The following is an 18,201-nucleotide window of genomic DNA, read 5'->3' on the forward strand; positions in this document are numbered from 1 at the left end:
CGCAGACGACGGCGCAGACCATAACAAACGGAGAACCTCGTGCCCATTGCAGTCGACCAACCCGTCCCCGACTTCACCGCACCGGCAACCGGCGGAGATTTCACGCTGTCCGGTCTGCGGGGCAAAAAGGTGGTGCTGTATTTTTATCCGAAGGACAACACGCCGGGCTGCACGACCGAAGGTCTGCAGTTTCGCGATCTGTACCCGAAATTCAAGAAGGCCGGCGCGGAAATCATCGGCGTATCGCGCGACAGCGTGCGCTCGCATGACAACTTCAAGGCCAAGCTGGAATTGCCGTTTCCGCTCGTCTCCGATAGCGACGAAACGCTGTGCACGCTCTTCAACGTCATCAAAATGAAGAAAATGTATGGCAAAGAGGTACGTGGAATCGAACGCTCCACGTTTCTGATCGACGGCAACGGCGTACTGCGTCAAGAATGGCGCGGCGTCAAGGTACCCGGCCATGTCGACGCTATTCTGGAGGCTGTACAAGCGCTATGAGGCGCGTTATATTGGGCTGCAATGAGTGCCTGTCTACCCTATTCTCTTCTCCGCTGCGCCAGGTTTCGCGCTGATAGCGCTGGAACTACGAGGCGCACCGTGATGATCGAAGTCGAGCCGCTGGTCCCGGTTGCCGGGACGGCGGCTTTTTTAATTGTGCGTAGCCGTTCTTTCATGCGCCAGCGCACTTTCGTCAAGGAGACGATCGAAGACCAGGCGAACCGGCATCTCTAAACCGAAGCGCGCCTCCGGGCGCAAACTGCGTGCGCATCATGGGCACCGGCAGAATGCGACAGGCGGCGCACGATATGCGACCCGATTTCTTCGAGGGAAACCATGCCTTTGCCTACCCCGCCCAGCAAGCTCGGCAATCTGTTGCCGCCTGACGAATACAAGGCCAAAGCCCAGCCGGCCAAATCCGCCAGAAAGCCGGGCAACGCCGCCGAGCCGGCCACGTCCGTGACGTCAGCCGAATACGCTCCGGCGAACGTCGCCGCTCCGATGACCCATGCGGCCAACGCCGCTACCACGTTGCACCCGGTACCCGCCGCTGCAGCCGAACCGGCCACGCAGGCTCGCGGGCGGAAATCCCGCCAGACCGCCGCCTTGCTGCAACCGGTGCCGGCTGCACGCCCGGAAGCCGAACCGGCCGTTGAACCCGTCGTCGCGCGCTCGGCCCGGCAACCGGCGGCTGAAGCGCCGGCGGCCCGCGCACCGGCCCCGGCCCCGCGCGGCACCGAGAAGAAAAACGGCAAGCAGACTGGCGCAGTCGAAGTCCGCAAGCTGTTCGTGCTCGACACCAATGTGCTGATGCACGATCCGACCTGCCTGTTCCGTTTCGAGGAACACGACGTCTATCTACCGATGATGACGCTCGAAGAACTCGACAACCACAAGAAGGGGATGTCGGAAGTCGCGCGCAACGCTCGTCAGGTGAGCCGCACGCTCGATGCGCTGGTGGCCAACTCGGGCGAGATTTCCGCGGGAATTCCGCTGTCGCGCCTCGGTAGCCGCGAAGCCGCCGGCAATCTGTACTTCCAGACCGAGCTGACGCACATCGAGCCGGTCGAAGGTCTGCCGGAAGGCAAGGCTGACAACCAGATTCTCGGTGTCGTGCGCGCGCTGCAACGCGACCGGGCCGATCGCCAGGTCGTGCTGGTGTCGAAAGACATCAACATGCGCATCAAGGCGCACGCGCTCAGCCTGCCCGCCGAAGACTACTTCAACGACCAGGTTCTGGAAGACAAGGACCTCCTCTATACGGGTATCCGCGCGCTGCCGCAGGACTTCTGGACCAAGCACGCGAAGGGGATGGAGAGCTGGCAGGAGACGAAAACCGGCACGACCTACTACCGGGTCACCGGCCCGCTGTGCGCGTCGATGCTGGTCAACGAGTTCGTCTTTCTCGAACCGCAGAACGGCGAACCGGCCTTCCATGCGCTCGTGCGCGAACTGAACGGCAAGACCGCGCTGCTGCAGACGCTGCGTGACTACGGCCACCACAAGAACAACGTGTGGGGCATCACGGCGCGTAACCGCGAACAGAACTTCGCGCTGAACCTGCTGATGAATCCGGACATCGATTTCGTCACGTTGCTCGGCCAGGCGGGCACCGGCAAGACGCTGGTCGCGCTGGCCGCAGGTCTTGCGCAGGTGCTCGACGAGAAGCGTTACAACGAGATCATCGTCACGCGCGCCACGGTGCCCGTCGGCGAAGACATCGGCTTCCTGCCGGGCACCGAGGAAGAGAAGATGCAGCCGTGGATGGGCGCATTCGACGATAACCTCGAAGTCCTGCAGAAAACCGACGATGCCGCCGGCGAATGGGGCCGCGCCGCCACCCAGGAGCTGATCCGCTCGCGCCTGAAGATCAAGAGCATGAACTTCATGCGCGGCCGGACCTTCGTCGACAAGTACCTGATCATCGACGAGGCGCAGAACCTGACGCCGAAGCAGATGAAGACGCTGGTCACGCGGGCCGGTCCGGGGACGAAGATCATCTGCCTCGGCAATATCGCGCAGATCGATACGCCGTACCTGACGGAAGGTAGTTCGGGGCTCACGTACGTGGTCGATCGTTTCAAGGGCTGGGCGCACAGCGGTCACGTGACGCTCGCCCGCGGCGAGCGCTCGCGGCTGGCCGATTACGCGTCCGACATCCTGTAGTCGCGGCTGGAAAGCCATGCAAAACCGCGCCCGGTGTGATGCCGGGCGCGGTTTTTTTGTTTACAGCCGCCGATTTGACCAACCACCGAGCAACACTTAGCGCGTAAACTTCAAGTAATTTATCAACTTTTCTTGCCGGAGCCGCCCCGGACGGGCTACCATCCGCTCATCGTCCGCCTTAAGCGAGCGTTTAGCTCGCCCGTGCTTTTCATGCGCCGACTCGGATTTTCGCTGCTGATCGTCGTGCTGCTCGCCGCGTGCTCCAGTGCACCGCAGCGGATTTCGCGCAGCCCATCCAGTGCGCCGGTAGCCGGCAACGCCTACCGCACCACCCCGCCCGGCTTCCCTAATTTCGTCGATCACAGCGTCGGACGCGAGGAAATCTCGATCCAGGCGATGAGCCTCGTCGGCATTCCGTACCGCTGGGGCGGCAACACGCCGGAGGCCGGGTTCGATTGCAGCGGGCTGGTGCGCTATGTGGTCGATCGAGCCGCCTCGGTGAATCTGCCGCGCACGACGGCCGATATGAGCAGCCGCGGTGAGACGATCGAACCCGACGAAGTCGCGCCCGGCGACCTGATCTTCTTCAATACGACCGGCCGCCCGCATTCGCATGTGGGCATCTATGTCGGCAAGCTGCGCTTCGTTAACGCGCCGTCGACGGGCGGCACGGTGCGCATCGACTATCTGACCAATCCGTACTGGGCCAAGCACTTCGACGGCATCCGCCGGGTTGCGCCGGCGAAGACTGCGCCGTTCGATACGCCGGTGTATCAGGCATCGACGGTACCGGAGCGTGTCGCACCGGTGGCGCAAGCTACGGTGGCTGCCGCCGTGCCGCAAGCGGTTCTGCCACCCGCTGCGCCGACGATGCGTGCCGTGTCCAGCCCGCAACCGCTGACAGCGAGTGTGGCGCCTACTGCCGCCACGGCATCCGCATCAGCATCTGCCGATCCATTCGAGCCGCCTCCTCCGGGCATGAGTGCTGCGCAGATGCAGGCCCGTGCTGCGGGTGCCGTGACACCGCCGACGGCATCGGCATCTGCACCGCCAGTTGAGCCTTCTTCGATGCCGAACAGCAACGCACTGGCCGCCGCGGAAACCACACCTGCCGCCAGCACGGCGGTGCAAGCCCGTCCGGCGTTGGCCACCGCTGCTCAGCAACCCACCGATCCGATCAACGCCGCCGCCGACGCATTCGAGCCACCCCCACCCGCCTCTGTCGCAGTCCGCCAGGCGCAACAAGCGCGCCGGGCCGGTACAGCAGAAAGCGTACAGATCATGCGTGCATCGACGGCCTCGCGCCCGATCCCCGCTCCCACCCAGACCGGCGACGACCCAATCGCCCGCTTCGCCAACGGCAGCGACTGACGCGCAGCCGGCCGATTGGCCGACTGGTTGGCGTACGGACTCACCGTAGCTCTGCTATCGTTTTCGTTATTCCCCTAGACTGCGGAGCAACGGCGATGGATCTCGGGCTGACAAACAAAGTGGTTCTGATTACCGGTGGCAGCAAGGGCATCGGCCTCGCATGCGCGCGCGCTTTCGCACTGGAAGGCGCCAAAGTCGCGATCGTGTCGCGCGATCCCGCCAATCTCGCACGGGCCCGCGAGCAACTCGCGAGCGAAGGGCTGCACGTACACCTCACGCGCGCCGACCTGCACGACCCGCACAGCGCCGCCGATGTCGTCGAAGACGCGACGACCGCGGTCGGTCCAATCGACATCCTGATTAACAGCGCCGGTGCCGCGCGCCGCTACGATCCAGAATCGCTCGATGCCGACGCGTTCCGCGCGACGATGGAGGCGAAGTACTTTCCCTACATCTACCCGCAGCAGGAAGTGCTGCGCCGGATGGCCGAGCGGGTCAAGGGCGGCCAGGCGAAGGAGCCTGGCACGATCGTCAATATCATCGGGATGGGCGGCAAGGTCGCGAGCGATATCCACATCGCGGGCGGCGCGGCGAATGCCGCACTGATGCTCGCGACTGTCGGGCTCGCGCATTACTACGCGCGCTACGGCATCCGGATCAATGCGATCAACCCGGGCGCCACGCTGACCGAGCGGGTCGAAGAAGTACTGAAGATGGACGCCGACAAGCAAGGCATCGAGGTCGCGGAGGCCCAGGCGCGCAGCGAAGCACGTGTGCCGCTCGGGCGCTATGCGAAGCCGGAGGAAATTGCGGACGTCGCGCTGTTTCTCGCGAGCCGCCGCGCGAGTTACGTGACCGGTGCGATCGTGCCAATGGATGGCGGGAGTACGCCGCTCATCTGATGTTGATGGTGGCCGGCGCCCTGGACAGGACGCCGGTCCGCTACCGTACCGCCTTACTGAACCCGCGGGAAACTCACAGCAACCGGTGCGCGAGCCACCACCCGACCGCCGCCAGCAGCGCAGACGCGGGAATCGTCAGCACCCAGGCCCAGACGATATTGCCCGCAACTCCCCAACGCACCGCACTCAGCTTCCGCGTTGCGCCGACACCGACGATAGCGCCGGTGATGGTATGCGTCGTCGACACCGGAATGCCAAGCCACGAAGCCAGGAACAGCGTGATCGCGCCACCTGATTCGGCACAGAAGCCGCCGACCGGTTTCAGCTTGGTGATCTTCTGCCCCATCGTGCGCACGATGCGCCAGCCGCCGAACAGCGTGCCGAGCCCCATCGACAGATAGCACGCACCGATCACCCACAACGGCGGCGCGTCGGCGGTACTTGCCGCGTAGCCCGTGGCGATCAGCAGCATCCAGATGATGCCGATGGTTTTCTGCGCATCGTTGCCACCGTGGCCGAGGCTGTAGAGGCCCGCAGAAATGAGCTGCAGCCGGCGAAACCGCCGGTCGACCTTGCTGGGCGGCGTGCGGAAGTAGATCCACGAGACCGCCAGCATGAAGAACGAGCCGAGCACAAAACCGAGCAGCGGCGACAGGAAAATAAACGCAACGGTTTTCAGCAGACCGTCAACGTTAAGCGCGCCCCACCCCGATTTGGCAAGCGCCGCACCGACCAGGCCGCCGATCAGCGCATGTGACGAACTCGACGGAATGCCGTAGTACCACGTGACGATGTTCCAGCCGATCGCGCCGATCAGCGCGCCGAACACGACGTAGTGATCGACGATGGCGGGATCGATGGTCCCTTTGCCGACGGTCTGCGCGACTTTCAGGTGGAAAACGAAATAGGCGATGACATTGAACGCGGCTGCAAACGCCACGGCCTGCTGGGGTTTCAGCACGCCGGTCGACACGACTGTCGCGATCGAATTCGCCGCGTCGTGGAAACCGTTCATGAAATCGAAGACGAGCGCGACGACGACGAGCGTGGCCACCACTCCGATGGCGAGTTGAATCGAATGCATCAGGCGTTTTCCAGCACGATGCCTTCAAGGATGTTCGCGACGTCCTCGCATTTGTCGGTGATCAGCTCGAGCAGTTCGTAGACGGCCTTCAGCTTGATCAGCGTCTTGACGTCGTCTTCCTCGCGAAAGAGCTTCGACATCGCGGAACGCAGCACGCTGTCGGCTTCCGATTCGAGCCGGTCGATCTCCTCGCAAACCTTGAGAATCTGGCTCGCCTGCTTCATGTCGGACAGCATCGCGACCGCGGCCTGCACACGCTCAGCCGTCGCCGTGCAGATGTGCGCGAGCTGGCTCGCTTCAGAGGTGACCGCCTGCACGTCGTACAGCGAAATGGTCGTGGCAACGTCCTCCATCAAGTCGAGGATGTCGTCCATCGTGGTGATCAGCTTGTGGATTTCGTCGCGATCGAGCGGCGTGATGAAGGTCTTGTGCAGCAGGTCGATGGTTTCGTGCGTGAGCTTGTCGGCGGCTTTCTCGGCGGTCTGGACGTTCTGCTTGTGGATCTCCGCGTCAGCGAGATTGTCGATCAGCAGTTCGAGTTCGCGGCTCGCCGAAACGATGTACTTGGCGTGCTCATTAAATATTTCAAAGAACTTGCCCTCGGTGGGCATAAATCGACCGAACATGGAAATCCCGGTAAATGGTCACGTGATGGCTGACATAAAACCGCAACATTGTACCGGTGTGAGCCGGTTGCGGCACGCTCTGTGTCACTCCATCGTGGCCATTCACCCTGCATAGCGGCTGTTCGCGCCGCTCTCGACGCGCTGGCTAGTCCCCGCCGTAGAAATTCTGCGCACCCGCAAAATTATCGAACTTCGTATATTGACCGTGGAACGTCAGGCGAACCGGACCGATCGGACCATTCCGCTGCTTGCCGATGATGATTTCGGCCGTGCCTTTGTCGGGACTGTCCGGGTTGTAGACTTCATCGCGATAGATGAACAGGATGATGTCCGCATCCTGTTCGATGGCGCCCGACTCGCGCAGGTCCGACATGATCGGGCGTTTGTTGGGCCGCTGTTCGAGTCCGCGATTCAGCTGCGACAGTGCGATGACCGGTACGTCGAGCTCCTTGGCAAGGCTCTTCAGCGAGCGCGAGATCTCGGAGATTTCAGTCGCGCGATTTTCGCCCGCCGAAGACGATCCGCTCATCAGCTGCAGGTAGTCGACGATGATCAACCCGAGCTTGCCGCATTGCCGCGACAGACGCCGCGCGCGCGAGCGCAATTCCATCGGGTTCAGACCACCGGTTTCATCGATGAACATTTGCGCCTCGCTCATCTTCTGCACAGCGTGCGTAAGCTTCGGCCAGTCTTCGTCGGTCAGCCGGCCGGTGCGCATGCGGTGCTGATCGAGCCGGCCGACCGAGCCGAGCATCCGCATCGTCAGTTGCGTGCCCGGCATTTCCATCGAGAACACGGCGACCGGCAGTCCGTACTCGACTGCGACGTATTCGCCGATGTTCATGGAAAATGCGGTTTTTCCCATTGACGGTCGACCCGCCACGATGATCAGTTCCCCGCCGTGCATCCCCGACGTCATCCGGTCGAGATCGACGAAGCCGGTAGGCGTACCGGTCACGTCGCTGGGATTCGCCGTGTGATAAAGCGTATCGATCCGCTCCACGACCTGCGTGAGCAGCGGCCCGATCTCGAGAAAACCCTGAGTACCGCGGGCACCATCTTCGGCAATCGAAAACACCTTCGATTCCGCTTCGTCCAGCAATTGCCGGACTTCCTTGCCCTGCGGATTGAACGCATCAGCGGAAATTTCATCCGCCACCGACACGAGCCGGCGCAACACCGCGCGGTCGCGCACAATTTCCGCATAACGCCGGATATTGGCAGCGCTCGGCGTGTTCTGCGCCAGCGCGTTGAGGTAGGCCAGCCCGCCAACGTCGTCTGCCTTACCGGCCGTGCCGAGCGCCTCGTAGACGGTGATCACGTCCGCGGGACGGGTCGCCGCGATCAGGCGTCCGATATGTTCGTAGATGATCCGGTGGTCGTAGCGATAGAAATCGCCCTGCGACAGAAAATCCGCAATGCGGTCCCATGCGGCGTTGTCCAGCAGCAAACCGCCGAGTACCGATTGCTCGGCCTCGATCGAATGCGGCGGAACCTTCAGCGATTCGATTTGGGGATCTTTCGGTGCGTTCATGGAGAGGAATTATCGGGCAAACGGGCGCCGCGCGGAACGGTTCCAGGCCTTGCAACCAACAAAAAAGGCAGGGGCCGGTTTCCCGGCCCCTGCCTCTGCGCCAGCCTGAGGCCAACGCTATTACTGCTTACCGCACCCAGCTACGCCCGCACGGCCCGGGCAAACTGCCCGGTCGGCGCGCGCCAGCCAGAACCGGCTTAAACGTGTTCGCCCAGCACCGACACCGTGACGTCGACCAGCACGTCGGTGTGCAGCGAGACTTGCACCGGATGGTCGCCGACCAGCTTGAGCGGACCGTCCGGCAGACGCACTTGCGACTTTTCGACAGCGAAGCCTTGCTTGCCGAGTGCTTCGGCAATGTCGGCGTTCGTGACCGAGCCAAACAGACGACCGTCGACGCCAGCCTTCTGTGCGATCTGGACGGTCGAACCGGCCAGCTTTTCGCCTTGAGCCTGAGCGGCGCCCAGCTTTTCAGCGGCGACCTTTTCGAGTTCCGCGCGGCGGACTTCGAATTCAGCGATCGCGGTCTTCGTGGCACGGCGAGCCTGCTTTTTCGGGATCAGGAAGTTACGTGCGTAACCGTCCTTGACCTTGACGATGTCGCCGAGGTTACCCACGTTGACGACTTTTTCGAGAAGAATGATCTGCATTCGGATGCTCCTTGTAGCGTCGTCGGGTTAGGCCTTGTGCTGGTCGGTGTACTGCACCAGCGCGAGGAAACGCGCGCGCTTGATAGCCGTATCCAGCTGACGTTGATAGTGGGCCTTGGTACCCGTCAGACGCGCCGGCGTGATCTTGCCGTTTTCGCCGATGAAGTCCTTCAGCGTTTCGATGTCCTTGTAGTCGATCTGATCGACGCCAGCAGCCGTGAAACGGCAGAACTTCTTGCGCTTGAAGAGCGGGTTTTGTTGCTGACGACGCTTGTCGAATTTCTTACCAGTCGGGCGGGGCATGATTAGTCCTTTCCTGTGTCCTGCAATTCTGTGATGTGAAACACCAGGGTTCTCGCATTGCGGCTTTTTTTCGCCAGGAAACCGGTGAAGAGCGTTTCGACGCCCATCTCGCAGTTTTCCAGCTTGCCGCTCGCTTCACCGGCTGCCACCGCCTGCATCGTCAGTTCAACCTGTCGGGCAATGCCCGCTTCGACGACTTCGGCACGGTGGTGCAGCGTACAGCTTGCGATCGGAACGCCGGCGGGGGTGTACCGCACCGGTTCGCGTTCAACGACGCTCGCCTTGAGCTGCAGCCTGTTCACGTCAGCGATATGCTTCCCTGATGGCTTGGTTCTTTAAGCCTGCGCTTCGGACGGCTGGGCAGCCGCCTTCTTGGCTTCTTCGCGCTGCACTTCCTTCATCATCGGCGACGGGCCGGTTTCGGCCTTCTTCATCTTGACGATCAGGTGACGCAGAACGGCATCGTTGAACTTGAACGCGTGTTCGAGTTCGTCGAGCGTGGTCTGGTCGCACTCGATGTTCATGCAGACGTAGTGAGCCTTCGCGAGTTTCTCGATCATGTAGGCCAGCTGACGGCGGCCCCAGTCTTCGATGCGGTGGACCTGGCCACCGTGCGACGTGATCGTGGACTTGTAACGCTCGATCATGGCGGGCACCTGCTCGCTCTGATCGGGGTGCACGATAAAGACGATTTCGTAATGACGCATACACACTCCTTGTGGATTAAAGCCACCCGGGCGTCGAACCGGTGTAGCAAGAGAGAAGCCCGAGAGTTTAACCGGATCGGGGGGCTGATGCAACTGATATCCCCAAATCGACGGTGAATTCGGCCGTATTTTCAACGACTTGCGGGTTTTATGCGATCGGAACCCGGTTATTCGACGCTGCTCCAGTAGTCGGCCCGGGCGTAGGCCGCCTTCAGGTAGTCGATGAAATACCGCACTTTGGCCGGTACGTACCGCTGCTGCGGGTAGACCGCGAGGATGTCGTAGTCCGGCAGCGCGTAGTCGTCGAGCACGGTTTCGAGTTCGCCGCGCGCAAGCTGCTGCTGGATTTCCCAGGTCGAGCGCCAGCCGAGCCCGAGCCCTTCGGACACCCAGCGGTGCAGTAGCTCGCCATCGTTACAGTCGAGCGTCCCGCCCACCCGCACAGTCACCAGCTTGCCGTTGCGCCGGAAATACCAGCCGCGGTTCTGGCCGCCTTGCAGGTTAAACGCCAGGCAGTTGTGCTGCGGCAGGTCATCGAGTGCTTTCGGCTTGCCGTGTTTCCTGAAATACGCCGGCGTGCCGCACACCACGCGCCGGTTCGACGCAAGCTTCACCGCCACGAAATTCGGATCGACCGATCCGCCGATCCGGATCGACAGGTCGTAGCCCTCGCGCACCAGATCCACCACGCGATCGGTCAGGTTGAACGACACCTGCAAATCCGGTTTGTCGGCCAGAAATGCGGGCGCGAGCGGCGCGACGTGCTTGCGCCCGAAAGCGGCCGGCGCCGACACGATCAGATGACCGTTCACCGCGCGGCGCCCCGCCGTCAGCTCGTTTTCCGCCTGATCCCATTCCGTCAGCAGGCCCCGGCAGCGTTCGAGGAACGCCGCGCCCTCCTCGCTGACGACGAGCCGCCGCGTCGACCGGTACATCAGCTTCACGCCGAGCCGCTGTTCGAGCGCATCGATGCGCCGCCCAAGAATCACCGGCGACACACCCTCCTCCAGCGCCGCCGCCGCGAGACTGCCGGCGTCTGCGACACGCACGAAGGTTTCGATCTGCTTGAAGCGGTCCATCGTCGTCTCCTCTTCCTGTGTGCCCTGGCGCCCGTGTCTACCTGAACCGGCTGCCGGAGTGCCGCCATCATTCAATACTTTTTGTTTCGAAACAAGCGACCCGCGCTGATCTTATCAAACCTTTCGGTGGAGCCTAAAGTCGCTCCACCAGCCTTTGCAGGCATTCCCGGTATTTGCACCATCCGCGACATTCAGGAAGGAGACATTTCATGGCCAAGATGAGAGCCGTCGACGCAGCCGTACTGGTGCTCGAGAAAGAAGGCATCGACACCGCGTTCGGCGTGCCCGGCGCCGCGATCAACCCGTTCTACTCGGCGTTGCGCAAGGCCGGCGGTATCAGCCACGTGCTGGCGCGCCACGTCGAAGGGGCGTCGCATATGGCCGAGGGCTATACGCGGGCCGCGCCGGGCAACATCGGTGTGTGCATCGGCACCTCCGGCCCGGCCGGCACCGACATGATCACGGGCCTCTATTCGGCGCAGGCCGACTCGATTCCGATCCTCGCGATCACGGGCCAGGCGCCGCGCGCCCGGCTTTACAAGGAAGACTTCCAGGCCGTCGATATCGAATCGATCGCCAAGCCCGTGACCAAGTGGGCGGTCACCGTGCGCGAACCGGCGCTCGTGCCGCGTGTTTTCCAGCAGGCATTCCATTTGATGCGCTCGGGCCGACCCGGCCCGGTGCTGGTCGATCTACCGATCGACGTGCAGCTCGCCGAGATCGAATTCGACATCGACACCTACGAACCGCTGCCGATCTACAAGCCCCAGGCAACCCGCAAGCAGATCGAAGCGGCGCTCACGCTGCTGAACGACGCGGACCGCCCGCTGATTGTCTCTGGTGGTGGCGTGCTCAACGCCGCCGCGGAAGACCTGCTCGTGCGCTTCGCCGAACTCACCGGTGTGCCGGTCGTGCCGACGTTGATGTCGTGGGGCGCGATTCCCGACGATCATCCGTTGATGGCCGGCATGGTCGGTTTGCAGACATCGCATCGCTACGGCAACGCGACGATGCTCGCGTCGGATTTCGTGCTCGGCATCGGCAACCGCTGGGCCAACCGTCACACCGGCAGCGTCGAGGTTTATACGAAGGGCCGTAAATTCGTGCACGTGGATATCGAGCCGACACAGATCGGTCGCGTGTTCGGACCAGATCTCGGCATCGTGTCCGATGCGAAGGCCGCGCTGGAACTGTTCGTTCAGATCGGTGAGGAATGGAAGCGTGACGGCAAGCTGAAAGACCGCCGTGCATGGGCCGAGGAATGCCAGCAGCGCAAGCGCACGATGCAACGCAAAACGCATTTCGACAACGCGCCGATCAAACCGCAGCGTGTGTACGAAGAGATGAACAAGGTATTCGGTCGCGACACCTGCTATATCAGCACGATCGGTCTGTCGCAGATCGCCGGTGCGCAATTTCTGCACGTGTACAAGGCGCGCAACTGGATCAACTGCGGCCAGGCAGGCCCACTCGGCTGGACGATTCCGGCGGCACTCGGCGTACGTGCTGCTGATCCGCAGCGGCCCATCGTCGCGCTGTCCGGCGATTACGACTTCCAGTTCATGATCGAAGAACTCGCGGTTGGCGCGCAGTTCAAGCTGCCCTACGTGCATGTTGTCGTAAACAACTCGTACCTCGGGTTGATTCGCCAGGCACAGCGCGCATTCGATATGGACTTCTGCGTGCAGCTCGCCTTCGAGAACATCAACGCGCCGGAATTGAACGGTTACGGTGTCGATCATGTGGCAGTGGCCGAAGGCCTCGGTTGCAAGGCACTGCGCGTGTTCAAACCCGAAGAGATCGCGCCGGCGCTAAAGAAGGCGCAATCGATGTTGTCCGAGTTCAACGTGCCGGTGGTGGTCGAGGTGATTCTGGAGCGCGTAACCAATATCTCGATGGGCGCTGAAATCGACGCGATCAATGAGTTCGAGGAACTGGCCACCACTCGCGAAGACGCACCGACCGCTGTTGCCTTGCAAGATTGAGCGCAGCGCCCGCACTACCCTTGACCGACCACAGAGAACCCGCAACATGCCGAAATTTGCAGCCAACCTCACGATGCTGTTCAACGAAGTCCCGTTCCTCGACCGCTTCGCGGCCGCGGAAAATGCCGGCTTCAGTGCAGTCGAATTCCTGTTTCCGTATCCCTACCGGGCCGCGGAACTGGCCGAACGTCTCGAACAGCATCGGCTGAAGCTGGTCCTTCACAACCTGCCAGCGGGTAACTGGGAAGCGGGCGAGCGCGGCATCGCGTGTCTGCCGGCACGCATCGCCGAGTTTCAGGAAGGCGTCGGCCGCGCGATCGAATACGCGAAAGCGTTGAAGGTCCCGCAACTGAACTGCCTCGTCGGCATCCCGACCGCCGACGTCGATCGCGACACCGCCCGTGCGACGATCGTCGATAACCTGCGCTTCGCCGCGCAGGCGTTGAAGAACGAGCGCATCAAACTGCTCGTCGAGCCATGCAACGCGTACGACATTCCGGGCTTTGCGCTGAACCGTTCGGCGGAAGGTCTCGATGTGATCCGCGCCGTCGGCTCCGACAATCTGTTCCTGCAATACGACATCTATCACATGCAGCGAATGGAAGGCGAACTCGCGGCCACGATCAAAAAGAACCTGCCGCAGATCGCCCACATCCAGCTCGCCGACAACCCAGGGCGCAACGAACCGGGCACCGGCGAAATCAACTACCCGTTCCTGTTCGATCTGCTCGATTCGCTCGGCTACGACGGCTACGTCGGTTGCGAGTACAAACCGCGCACGACCACATCCGAGGGCCTCGGCTGGCTGCAACACATCGCCGGCCGCACACATGCTACGGCGTGAACGCGCGGCGCATGCGCTGCCGTCGAACCGTCATCGAGCCGTCAAGTAACGGATCGGCACGAACCTATTCCTGGAGAGACACATGGCAACAATCGGTTTTATCGGACTCGGCATCATGGGCGCGCATATGGCGCGCAATCTTCTGAAGGGCGGCCACACGCTGTTCGTCAACGGCGCGTATCCGGTGCCCGACGATCTGCGTGCAACGACTACCGTCGTCGCGGATTCGACGGCTGTCGCGCAGGCTGCGGACATCGTCATCGTGATGGTGCCGGACACGCCCGATGTCGAGAACGTGCTGTTCGCCGACGACGGCGTCGCGAAGGGTCTGACGAAGGGCAAGCTCGTCATCGACATGAGTTCGATCTCGCCGCTCGACACCCAGGCTTTCGCGAAGAAGATCAACGCGCTCGGTTGCGACTACCTCGATGCGCCGGTGTCGGGCGGCGAAGTTGGCGCGCGCGAAGCGACGCTGACGATCATGGTCGGCGGCCCGCAAAAATCGTTCGACGCAGCGAAGCCGCTGTTCGATCTGATGGGCAAGAACATCTCGCTGATTGGCGACAACGGCGCGGGCCAGACCTGCAAGGTCGCCAACCAGATTATCGTTGCGCTGAACATCGAAGCGGTTGCGGAAGCCTTGTTGTTCGCCGCACGCTCGGGTGCCGATCCGGAACGCGTGCGCCGTGCGCTGATGGGTGGTTTTGCATCGTCGCGAATTCTCGAAGTTCACGGCGAGCGCATGACGAAGCGCACGTTCAATCCGGGCTTTCGCATCGAGCTGCATCAAAAGGATCTGAATCTTGCGCTCGATGGTGCGCGCAAGCTTGGCATCGCACTACCGCACACTGCGAGCGCGCAGCAGCTGTTCAGCGTGTGCGCAGCGAACGGCGGCAAGGCGTGGGATCACTCCGCGATGATTCGTGCGCTCGAACTGATGGGCAACTTTGAGATCGCGCAGGCGCCGCAGGAAGCGAAGGCGGCCTGAGCGGAGCGATCGACTATAGGTATGTTCCGCTGGCGCATCGCGCCTTTGGAGCGACAGGTGGGGCGCCCGTTGCGGCTAGCCGTCAGGCATGGCGCAACGGGTAAATCGGACCGCTCTGGGCTGAGAGCGGTCAGTGGGGTCCGCAGCGGCACCCGGCGGCGCCGGGGAAGCCTTGGTCGGTCAGACGTCGTCGTCGGGTGTCCGGCTGTCGGATTTCAAAGCCTTCTTTTAGCCGCAGGTCTTGCGTTGCGCAAATGCATCGATCAATACGTATCGAACACGCGCTGCAACGCCACCGGCCCCGTCGCACCCGCAGCTAACGCCAGCATCAGCAGCACGCGCGCCTTGTACGGATTGAGCGTACCGGCCGAGACGAAGCCGAGCGCATCGTCGGATGCCGCACCGTTGCGCATCACATGGCCCGACCCCACGCGCGATGCCCGTATGACGGCAACGCCATGCGCGACTGCATCGGCGAGGCCCTGCTGCACGGTCGTATGAATCGAACCGTTGCCGGTGCCCGCCACGACGATGCCGCGTACACCGGCGGTCACCAGTGCATCGACCGCGATGCGCGACGCACCCGCATAACTCGCGACGATCTCGACGTGCGGCCAGTTCGCGCTGATGACGAATTCGGTATCGACGGTGTGCGGCCGCACGACCTTGCGCTGGAACTCGACCCGACCGTCCTGCACCCAGCCGAGCACACCGACTTCCGGCGATTCGAACGCATTGACCGTATAGGTGCTCGTCTTGGTGATATCGCGCGCGCCATGAATCCGGTTGTTGAACGCAACCATCACGCCCTGCCCGTGTGCCGCGGCGCTCGCCGCAACGGTCACGGCGTTAAGCAGATTGAGCGGGCCGTCTGCGGACAACGCGGTTGACGGTCGCATCGCTGCGGTCAGCACGACGGGTTTCGTGCTTTTCACCGTCAGATGCAGGAGATAAGCGGTTTCTTCGAGCGTATCGGTGCCGTGCGTCACGACTACGCCGTCGATACCGTCGGTGGCGAGTAAGGCGTTCACACGTTGTGCGAGCGTGCTCCACAACGCGAGCGAGATGTCCTTGCTGTCGACGCTCGCCAGTTGTTCGGCCTGCACGCGTGCCACGGACGACAAGGCGGGCACCGCGGACAGCAGCTGCTCTACACCGACCACACCCGCCTGATAGCCGGAGGTATTGGTTGGATTGGCCGCCGAACCGGCGATCGTCCCACCGGTCGCGAGCACGGCGATGCACGGCAGCGCGTCCGGCGCTGCGTGGGAGGGAAAGGAAGTCGATGAGTTCATGGCCGCGATTGTAAGCGAAGCGCTGCGCGCTTCACATAGTCACGGGTGCGCCGTCATATGCGCAGCTCCACCGTAACGGACTACCGGGCCGCGGCCCGGTCAGTCGCGGCCCACCGCCGCCGTTACGCCACTTCGCGCAACTGCGCGGCGATTTCAGCTTCGTTCAGATGCGGCGCGAACATCTCGATCAACCGGTACGCGTAAGCACGCAGGAACGCACCTTTGCGCAACCCGACGCGCGTCGTGCTCGCCTCGAACAGATGCTGGGTGTCGAGCGCAACGAGTTCGCTGTCGCGCTTCGGATCGTAGGCCATTGCCGCCACCACGCCGATCCCCATACCGAGTTCGACGTAGGTCTTGATCACGTCGGCATCGATCGCGGTCAGCACGACGTCGGGCAAGGCGCCCGCTTTCGCAAACGCCTGATCGATATGTGAGCGACCCGTGAAGTCCTGGTCGTAGGTGACGATCGGGTATTCCGCGATTTCGTCGAGCGAAAGATTCGGACGGCCCACCAGCGGATGGCCCTTCGGCACGACGACGATGTGATGCCACGAATAGCACGGGAACGTGACGATATCCGGGTAACGATCGAGCGCTTCGGTCGAGATACCGATGTCCGCTTCGCCGTTAATGATCATCTGCGCGATCTGTTGCGGGCTACCCTGGCGCAGCGCGAGATGCACCTTCGGGAATACCTCGGTGAACTGCCGGATCACCTTCGGCAGCGCGTAGCGCGCCTGTGTGTGGGTCGTCGCAACAACCAGGTGACCACTGTCCTGGTCCGCATACTGGCGCGCGACGCGGCGCAGGTTTTCCGCATCGAGCAGCATCCGCTCGATCAGCTGATGCACCGCCTTGCCCGGCTCGGTCAGGCCGGTCAAGCGCTTGCCGCGACGAATAAAGATGTCGACGCCGAGTTCGTCCTCGAGGTCCTTGATCTGTTTCGATACACCCGACTGCGACGTGTACAGCACGTTCGCCACTTCGGTCAGGTTCATGTTCTGGCGCACGGCCTCGCGCACGAAGCGTAATTGCTGGAAGTTCATGTGTGTGTCTCCGGGTCAGCCAGAGTGTAATTAAGCGAAATCATATCCTTGCTCATCATTGTGCGGGGAACACCCGCAGCGCACGTGGTACAGCGGTGACGCCGTCGCCGACACCGAGTTGCAGTTCGCGCCACGTTTCGCGGTCGAGTTCCGCTTCGAGCACATTGCCCGCACGGCTTTCGAGTTCGACGCGCACCGAGCCGCCGAGCGTCACCACGCGCCGCACGTCGACCACGATGCCGTCGCGATGACCGGATGCCTGCGGATACAGCACGAGATCGTGCGGACGCACATAGGCAAACGCGGGGCCTTCGAATTCCGCGTCGATCGCGATCGGCTGCGCCGCTCCATCGACGACAAAGCCACTCTGCGCGACATTGCCATGCAGCCGGTTTGCCGCGCCGAGAAACTCGTAGACAAACGAAGTCTGCGGATGGTCGTACACCTCCTGCGGGCTGCCTACCTGTTCGACGTGCCCGTGATTCAGCACGACGATGCGATCGGCGACTTCGAGCGCCTCTTCCTGATCGTGCGTGACGAAGATCGTCGAGATGTGCAGATCGTCGTGCAGGCGCCGCAGCCAGCCGCGCAGTTCCTTACGAACCTTTGCATCGAGCGCCCCAAACGGTTCGTCGAGCAGCAGTACCTTCGGTTCGACCGCAAGCGCACGCGCCAGCGCGATCCGCTGCCGCTGGCCGCCCGACAGTTCAGACGGATAGCGCTGCGCAAGCCAGTCGAGCTGCACCAGTTTCAGCAGTTCATGCACTTTCTCGCGAATCACGGCTTCGCTGGGACGCTCTTTGCGCGGCTTCACGCGCAGGCCGAACGCGACGTTCTCGAACACCGTCATGTGACGAAACAGCGCGTAATGCTGGAACACGAAACCGACCTGGCGTTCGCGTGCGCCAACCGTTGCAACGTCCTGGCCTTGCAGCACGACCTGGCCCGCGTCCGCATATTCAAGGCCGGCGATCACACGCAGCAACGTTGTCTTGCCACAGCCGGACGGCCCAAGCAGCGCGACGAGTTCGCCGGGCGGGAAATCGAGTGAAACGTCGTCTAGCGCGACGAAATCGCCGAAGCGCTTTTGCAGGTTACGAACGATGATGCCCATGTG

At 62.5% G+C, this 18,201-nt stretch carries 19 protein-coding genes; 8 read left to right on the plus strand and 11 right to left on the minus strand.

The annotated features are described in order from the left end of the window. Positions 1–39: 39 nt before the first annotated feature. The 5 genes from BWP39_RS08200 (at position 40) to BWP39_RS08220 (ending at position 4,940) form a co-directional block, all read left to right on the plus strand. Complete coding sequence (locus tag BWP39_RS08200) at positions 40–501, plus strand: peroxiredoxin (RefSeq protein WP_096718807.1); 462 nt, start codon at positions 40–42, stop codon at positions 499–501. A gap of 99 nt (positions 502–600) precedes the next feature. Further along, on the plus strand, positions 601–735 hold the full coding sequence (locus BWP39_RS32480; RefSeq protein ID WP_268877168.1) for a hypothetical protein: 135 nt from the start codon (positions 601–603) through the stop codon (positions 733–735). Between the two features lie 102 nt (positions 736–837). Continuing rightward, the gene (locus tag BWP39_RS08210) at positions 838–2,667 is read left to right on the plus strand and encodes a PhoH family protein (protein ID WP_096718809.1); all 1,830 of its coding nucleotides are present in this window, start codon (positions 838–840) and stop codon (positions 2,665–2,667) included. 210 nt (positions 2,668–2,877) lie between these two features. Further along, positions 2,878–4,038: a C40 family peptidase gene (locus BWP39_RS08215; RefSeq protein ID WP_096719667.1), complete on the plus strand. Its 1,161-nt coding sequence runs from the start codon at positions 2,878–2,880 to the stop codon at positions 4,036–4,038. 95 nt (positions 4,039–4,133) lie between these two features. Then, positions 4,134–4,940, plus strand: coding sequence for an SDR family oxidoreductase (locus tag BWP39_RS08220; RefSeq protein WP_096718811.1), 807 nt, complete (start codon positions 4,134–4,136; stop codon positions 4,938–4,940). A gap of 73 nt (positions 4,941–5,013) precedes the next feature. Here BWP39_RS08220 and BWP39_RS08225 read toward each other — a convergent pair whose 3' ends face one another. The 8 genes from BWP39_RS08225 to BWP39_RS08260 form a co-directional block, all read right to left on the minus strand. Beyond that, positions 5,014–6,024, minus strand: coding sequence for an inorganic phosphate transporter (locus BWP39_RS08225; RefSeq protein WP_096718813.1), 1,011 nt, complete (start codon positions 6,022–6,024; stop codon positions 5,014–5,016). Then, the gene (locus BWP39_RS08230) at positions 6,024–6,650 is read right to left on the minus strand and encodes a DUF47 domain-containing protein (RefSeq protein WP_091016371.1); all 627 of its coding nucleotides are present in this window, start codon (positions 6,648–6,650) and stop codon (positions 6,024–6,026) included. The genes BWP39_RS08225 and BWP39_RS08230 overlap by 1 nt, the downstream gene beginning before the upstream one ends. A 145-nt stretch (positions 6,651–6,795) precedes the next feature. Then, positions 6,796–8,184, minus strand: a complete 1,389-nt coding sequence (locus tag BWP39_RS08235) for a replicative DNA helicase (protein ID WP_096718815.1) — start codon at positions 8,182–8,184, stop codon at positions 6,796–6,798. Between the two features lie 197 nt (positions 8,185–8,381). Then, positions 8,382–8,834, minus strand: a complete 453-nt coding sequence (rplI, locus tag BWP39_RS08240; protein ID WP_096718817.1) for a 50S ribosomal protein L9 — start codon at positions 8,832–8,834, stop codon at positions 8,382–8,384. 27 nt (positions 8,835–8,861) lie between these two features. Beyond that, complete coding sequence (rpsR, locus tag BWP39_RS08245; protein ID WP_091016365.1) at positions 8,862–9,137, minus strand: 30S ribosomal protein S18; 276 nt, start codon at positions 9,135–9,137, stop codon at positions 8,862–8,864. A gap of 2 nt (positions 9,138–9,139) precedes the next feature. After that, positions 9,140–9,439, minus strand: a complete 300-nt coding sequence (gene priB, locus BWP39_RS08250; protein ID WP_091016363.1) for a primosomal replication protein N — start codon at positions 9,437–9,439, stop codon at positions 9,140–9,142. Positions 9,440–9,472: 33 nt separating this feature from the next. Then, a complete protein-coding gene (gene rpsF, locus BWP39_RS08255; protein ID WP_096718819.1) occupies positions 9,473–9,844 on the minus strand; it encodes a 30S ribosomal protein S6 in 372 nt (123 codons plus the stop codon). 167 nt (positions 9,845–10,011) lie between these two features. Continuing rightward, positions 10,012–10,923, minus strand: coding sequence for a LysR family transcriptional regulator (locus BWP39_RS08260; RefSeq protein ID WP_091016358.1), 912 nt, complete (start codon positions 10,921–10,923; stop codon positions 10,012–10,014). A 209-nt stretch (positions 10,924–11,132) separates the two neighbouring features. Here BWP39_RS08260 and gcl point away from each other — a divergent pair, with 209 nt between their 5' ends. The 3 genes from gcl to BWP39_RS08275 all read left to right on the plus strand — a co-directional run bounded on the left by gcl (position 11,133) and on the right by BWP39_RS08275 (position 14,740). Next, the gene (gcl, locus tag BWP39_RS08265) at positions 11,133–12,908 is read left to right on the plus strand and encodes a glyoxylate carboligase (RefSeq protein ID WP_096718821.1); all 1,776 of its coding nucleotides are present in this window, start codon (positions 11,133–11,135) and stop codon (positions 12,906–12,908) included. Positions 12,909–12,954: 46 nt separating this feature from the next. After that, positions 12,955–13,752 carry a hydroxypyruvate isomerase gene (hyi, locus tag BWP39_RS08270; RefSeq protein WP_096718823.1) on the plus strand — a complete coding sequence of 266 codons (798 nt, stop codon included), beginning with the start codon at positions 12,955–12,957 and terminating at the stop codon, positions 13,750–13,752. An 82-nt stretch (positions 13,753–13,834) separates the two neighbouring features. Further along, positions 13,835–14,740 carry a 2-hydroxy-3-oxopropionate reductase gene (locus BWP39_RS08275; protein ID WP_096718825.1) on the plus strand — a complete coding sequence of 302 codons (906 nt, stop codon included), beginning with the start codon at positions 13,835–13,837 and terminating at the stop codon, positions 14,738–14,740. 263 nt (positions 14,741–15,003) lie between these two features. On the opposite strand, the gene BWP39_RS08280 is transcribed toward BWP39_RS08275, so the two are convergent. From BWP39_RS08280 to BWP39_RS08290, 3 genes are all read right to left on the minus strand, one after another. Then, positions 15,004–16,035 (minus strand): asparaginase, encoded by a 1,032-nt coding sequence (locus tag BWP39_RS08280; RefSeq protein ID WP_096718827.1) that lies wholly within the window; start codon positions 16,033–16,035, stop codon positions 15,004–15,006. A 122-nt stretch (positions 16,036–16,157) separates the two neighbouring features. Then, a complete protein-coding gene (locus tag BWP39_RS08285) occupies positions 16,158–17,084 on the minus strand; it encodes a CysB family HTH-type transcriptional regulator (RefSeq protein ID WP_096718829.1) in 927 nt (308 codons plus the stop codon). Positions 17,085–17,139: 55 nt separating this feature from the next. Then, positions 17,140–18,198: a sulfate/molybdate ABC transporter ATP-binding protein gene (locus BWP39_RS08290; RefSeq protein WP_096718831.1), complete on the minus strand. Its 1,059-nt coding sequence runs from the start codon at positions 18,196–18,198 to the stop codon at positions 17,140–17,142. Positions 18,199–18,201 lie beyond the last annotated feature (3 nt).

The sequence above is a fragment of the Paraburkholderia acidicola genome, from assembly GCF_002362315.1.
GTDB lineage: Bacteria > Pseudomonadota > Gammaproteobacteria > Burkholderiales > Burkholderiaceae > Paraburkholderia > Paraburkholderia acidicola.

Bases quoted from the DNA above. Each gene is read 5' to 3' on its own strand.
- BWP39_RS08210 (WP_096718809.1), top strand. From the start codon at position 838: ATGCCTTTGCCTACCCCGCCCAGCAAGCTCGGCAATCTGTTGCCGCCT.
- BWP39_RS08215 (WP_096719667.1), top strand. From the start codon at position 2,878: ATGCGCCGACTCGGATTTTCGCTGCTGATCGTCGTGCTGCTCGCCGCG.
- BWP39_RS08220 (WP_096718811.1), top strand. From the start codon at position 4,134: ATGGATCTCGGGCTGACAAACAAAGTGGTTCTGATTACCGGTGGCAGC.
- BWP39_RS08225 (WP_096718813.1), bottom strand. From the start codon at position 6,024: ATGCATTCGATTCAACTCGCCATCGGAGTGGTGGCCACGCTCGTCGTC.
- BWP39_RS08230 (WP_091016371.1), bottom strand. From the start codon at position 6,650: ATGTTCGGTCGATTTATGCCCACCGAGGGCAAGTTCTTTGAAATATTT.
- BWP39_RS08235 (WP_096718815.1), bottom strand. From the start codon at position 8,184: ATGAACGCACCGAAAGATCCCCAAATCGAATCGCTGAAGGTTCCGCCG.
- rplI (WP_096718817.1), bottom strand. From the start codon at position 8,834: ATGCAGATCATTCTTCTCGAAAAAGTCGTCAACGTGGGTAACCTCGGC.
- rpsR (WP_091016365.1), bottom strand. From the start codon at position 9,137: ATGCCCCGCCCGACTGGTAAGAAATTCGACAAGCGTCGTCAGCAACAA.
- rpsF (WP_096718819.1), bottom strand. From the start codon at position 9,844: ATGCGTCATTACGAAATCGTCTTTATCGTGCACCCCGATCAGAGCGAG.
- BWP39_RS08260 (WP_091016358.1), bottom strand. From the start codon at position 10,923: ATGGACCGCTTCAAGCAGATCGAAACCTTCGTGCGTGTCGCAGACGCC.
- gcl (WP_096718821.1), top strand. From the start codon at position 11,133: ATGGCCAAGATGAGAGCCGTCGACGCAGCCGTACTGGTGCTCGAGAAA.
- hyi (WP_096718823.1), top strand. From the start codon at position 12,955: ATGCCGAAATTTGCAGCCAACCTCACGATGCTGTTCAACGAAGTCCCG.
- BWP39_RS08275 (WP_096718825.1), top strand. From the start codon at position 13,835: ATGGCAACAATCGGTTTTATCGGACTCGGCATCATGGGCGCGCATATG.
- BWP39_RS08280 (WP_096718827.1), bottom strand. From the start codon at position 16,035: ATGAACTCATCGACTTCCTTTCCCTCCCACGCAGCGCCGGACGCGCTG.
- BWP39_RS08285 (WP_096718829.1), bottom strand. From the start codon at position 17,084: ATGAACTTCCAGCAATTACGCTTCGTGCGCGAGGCCGTGCGCCAGAAC.
- BWP39_RS08290 (WP_096718831.1), bottom strand. From the start codon at position 18,198: ATGGGCATCATCGTTCGTAACCTGCAAAAGCGCTTCGGCGATTTCGTC.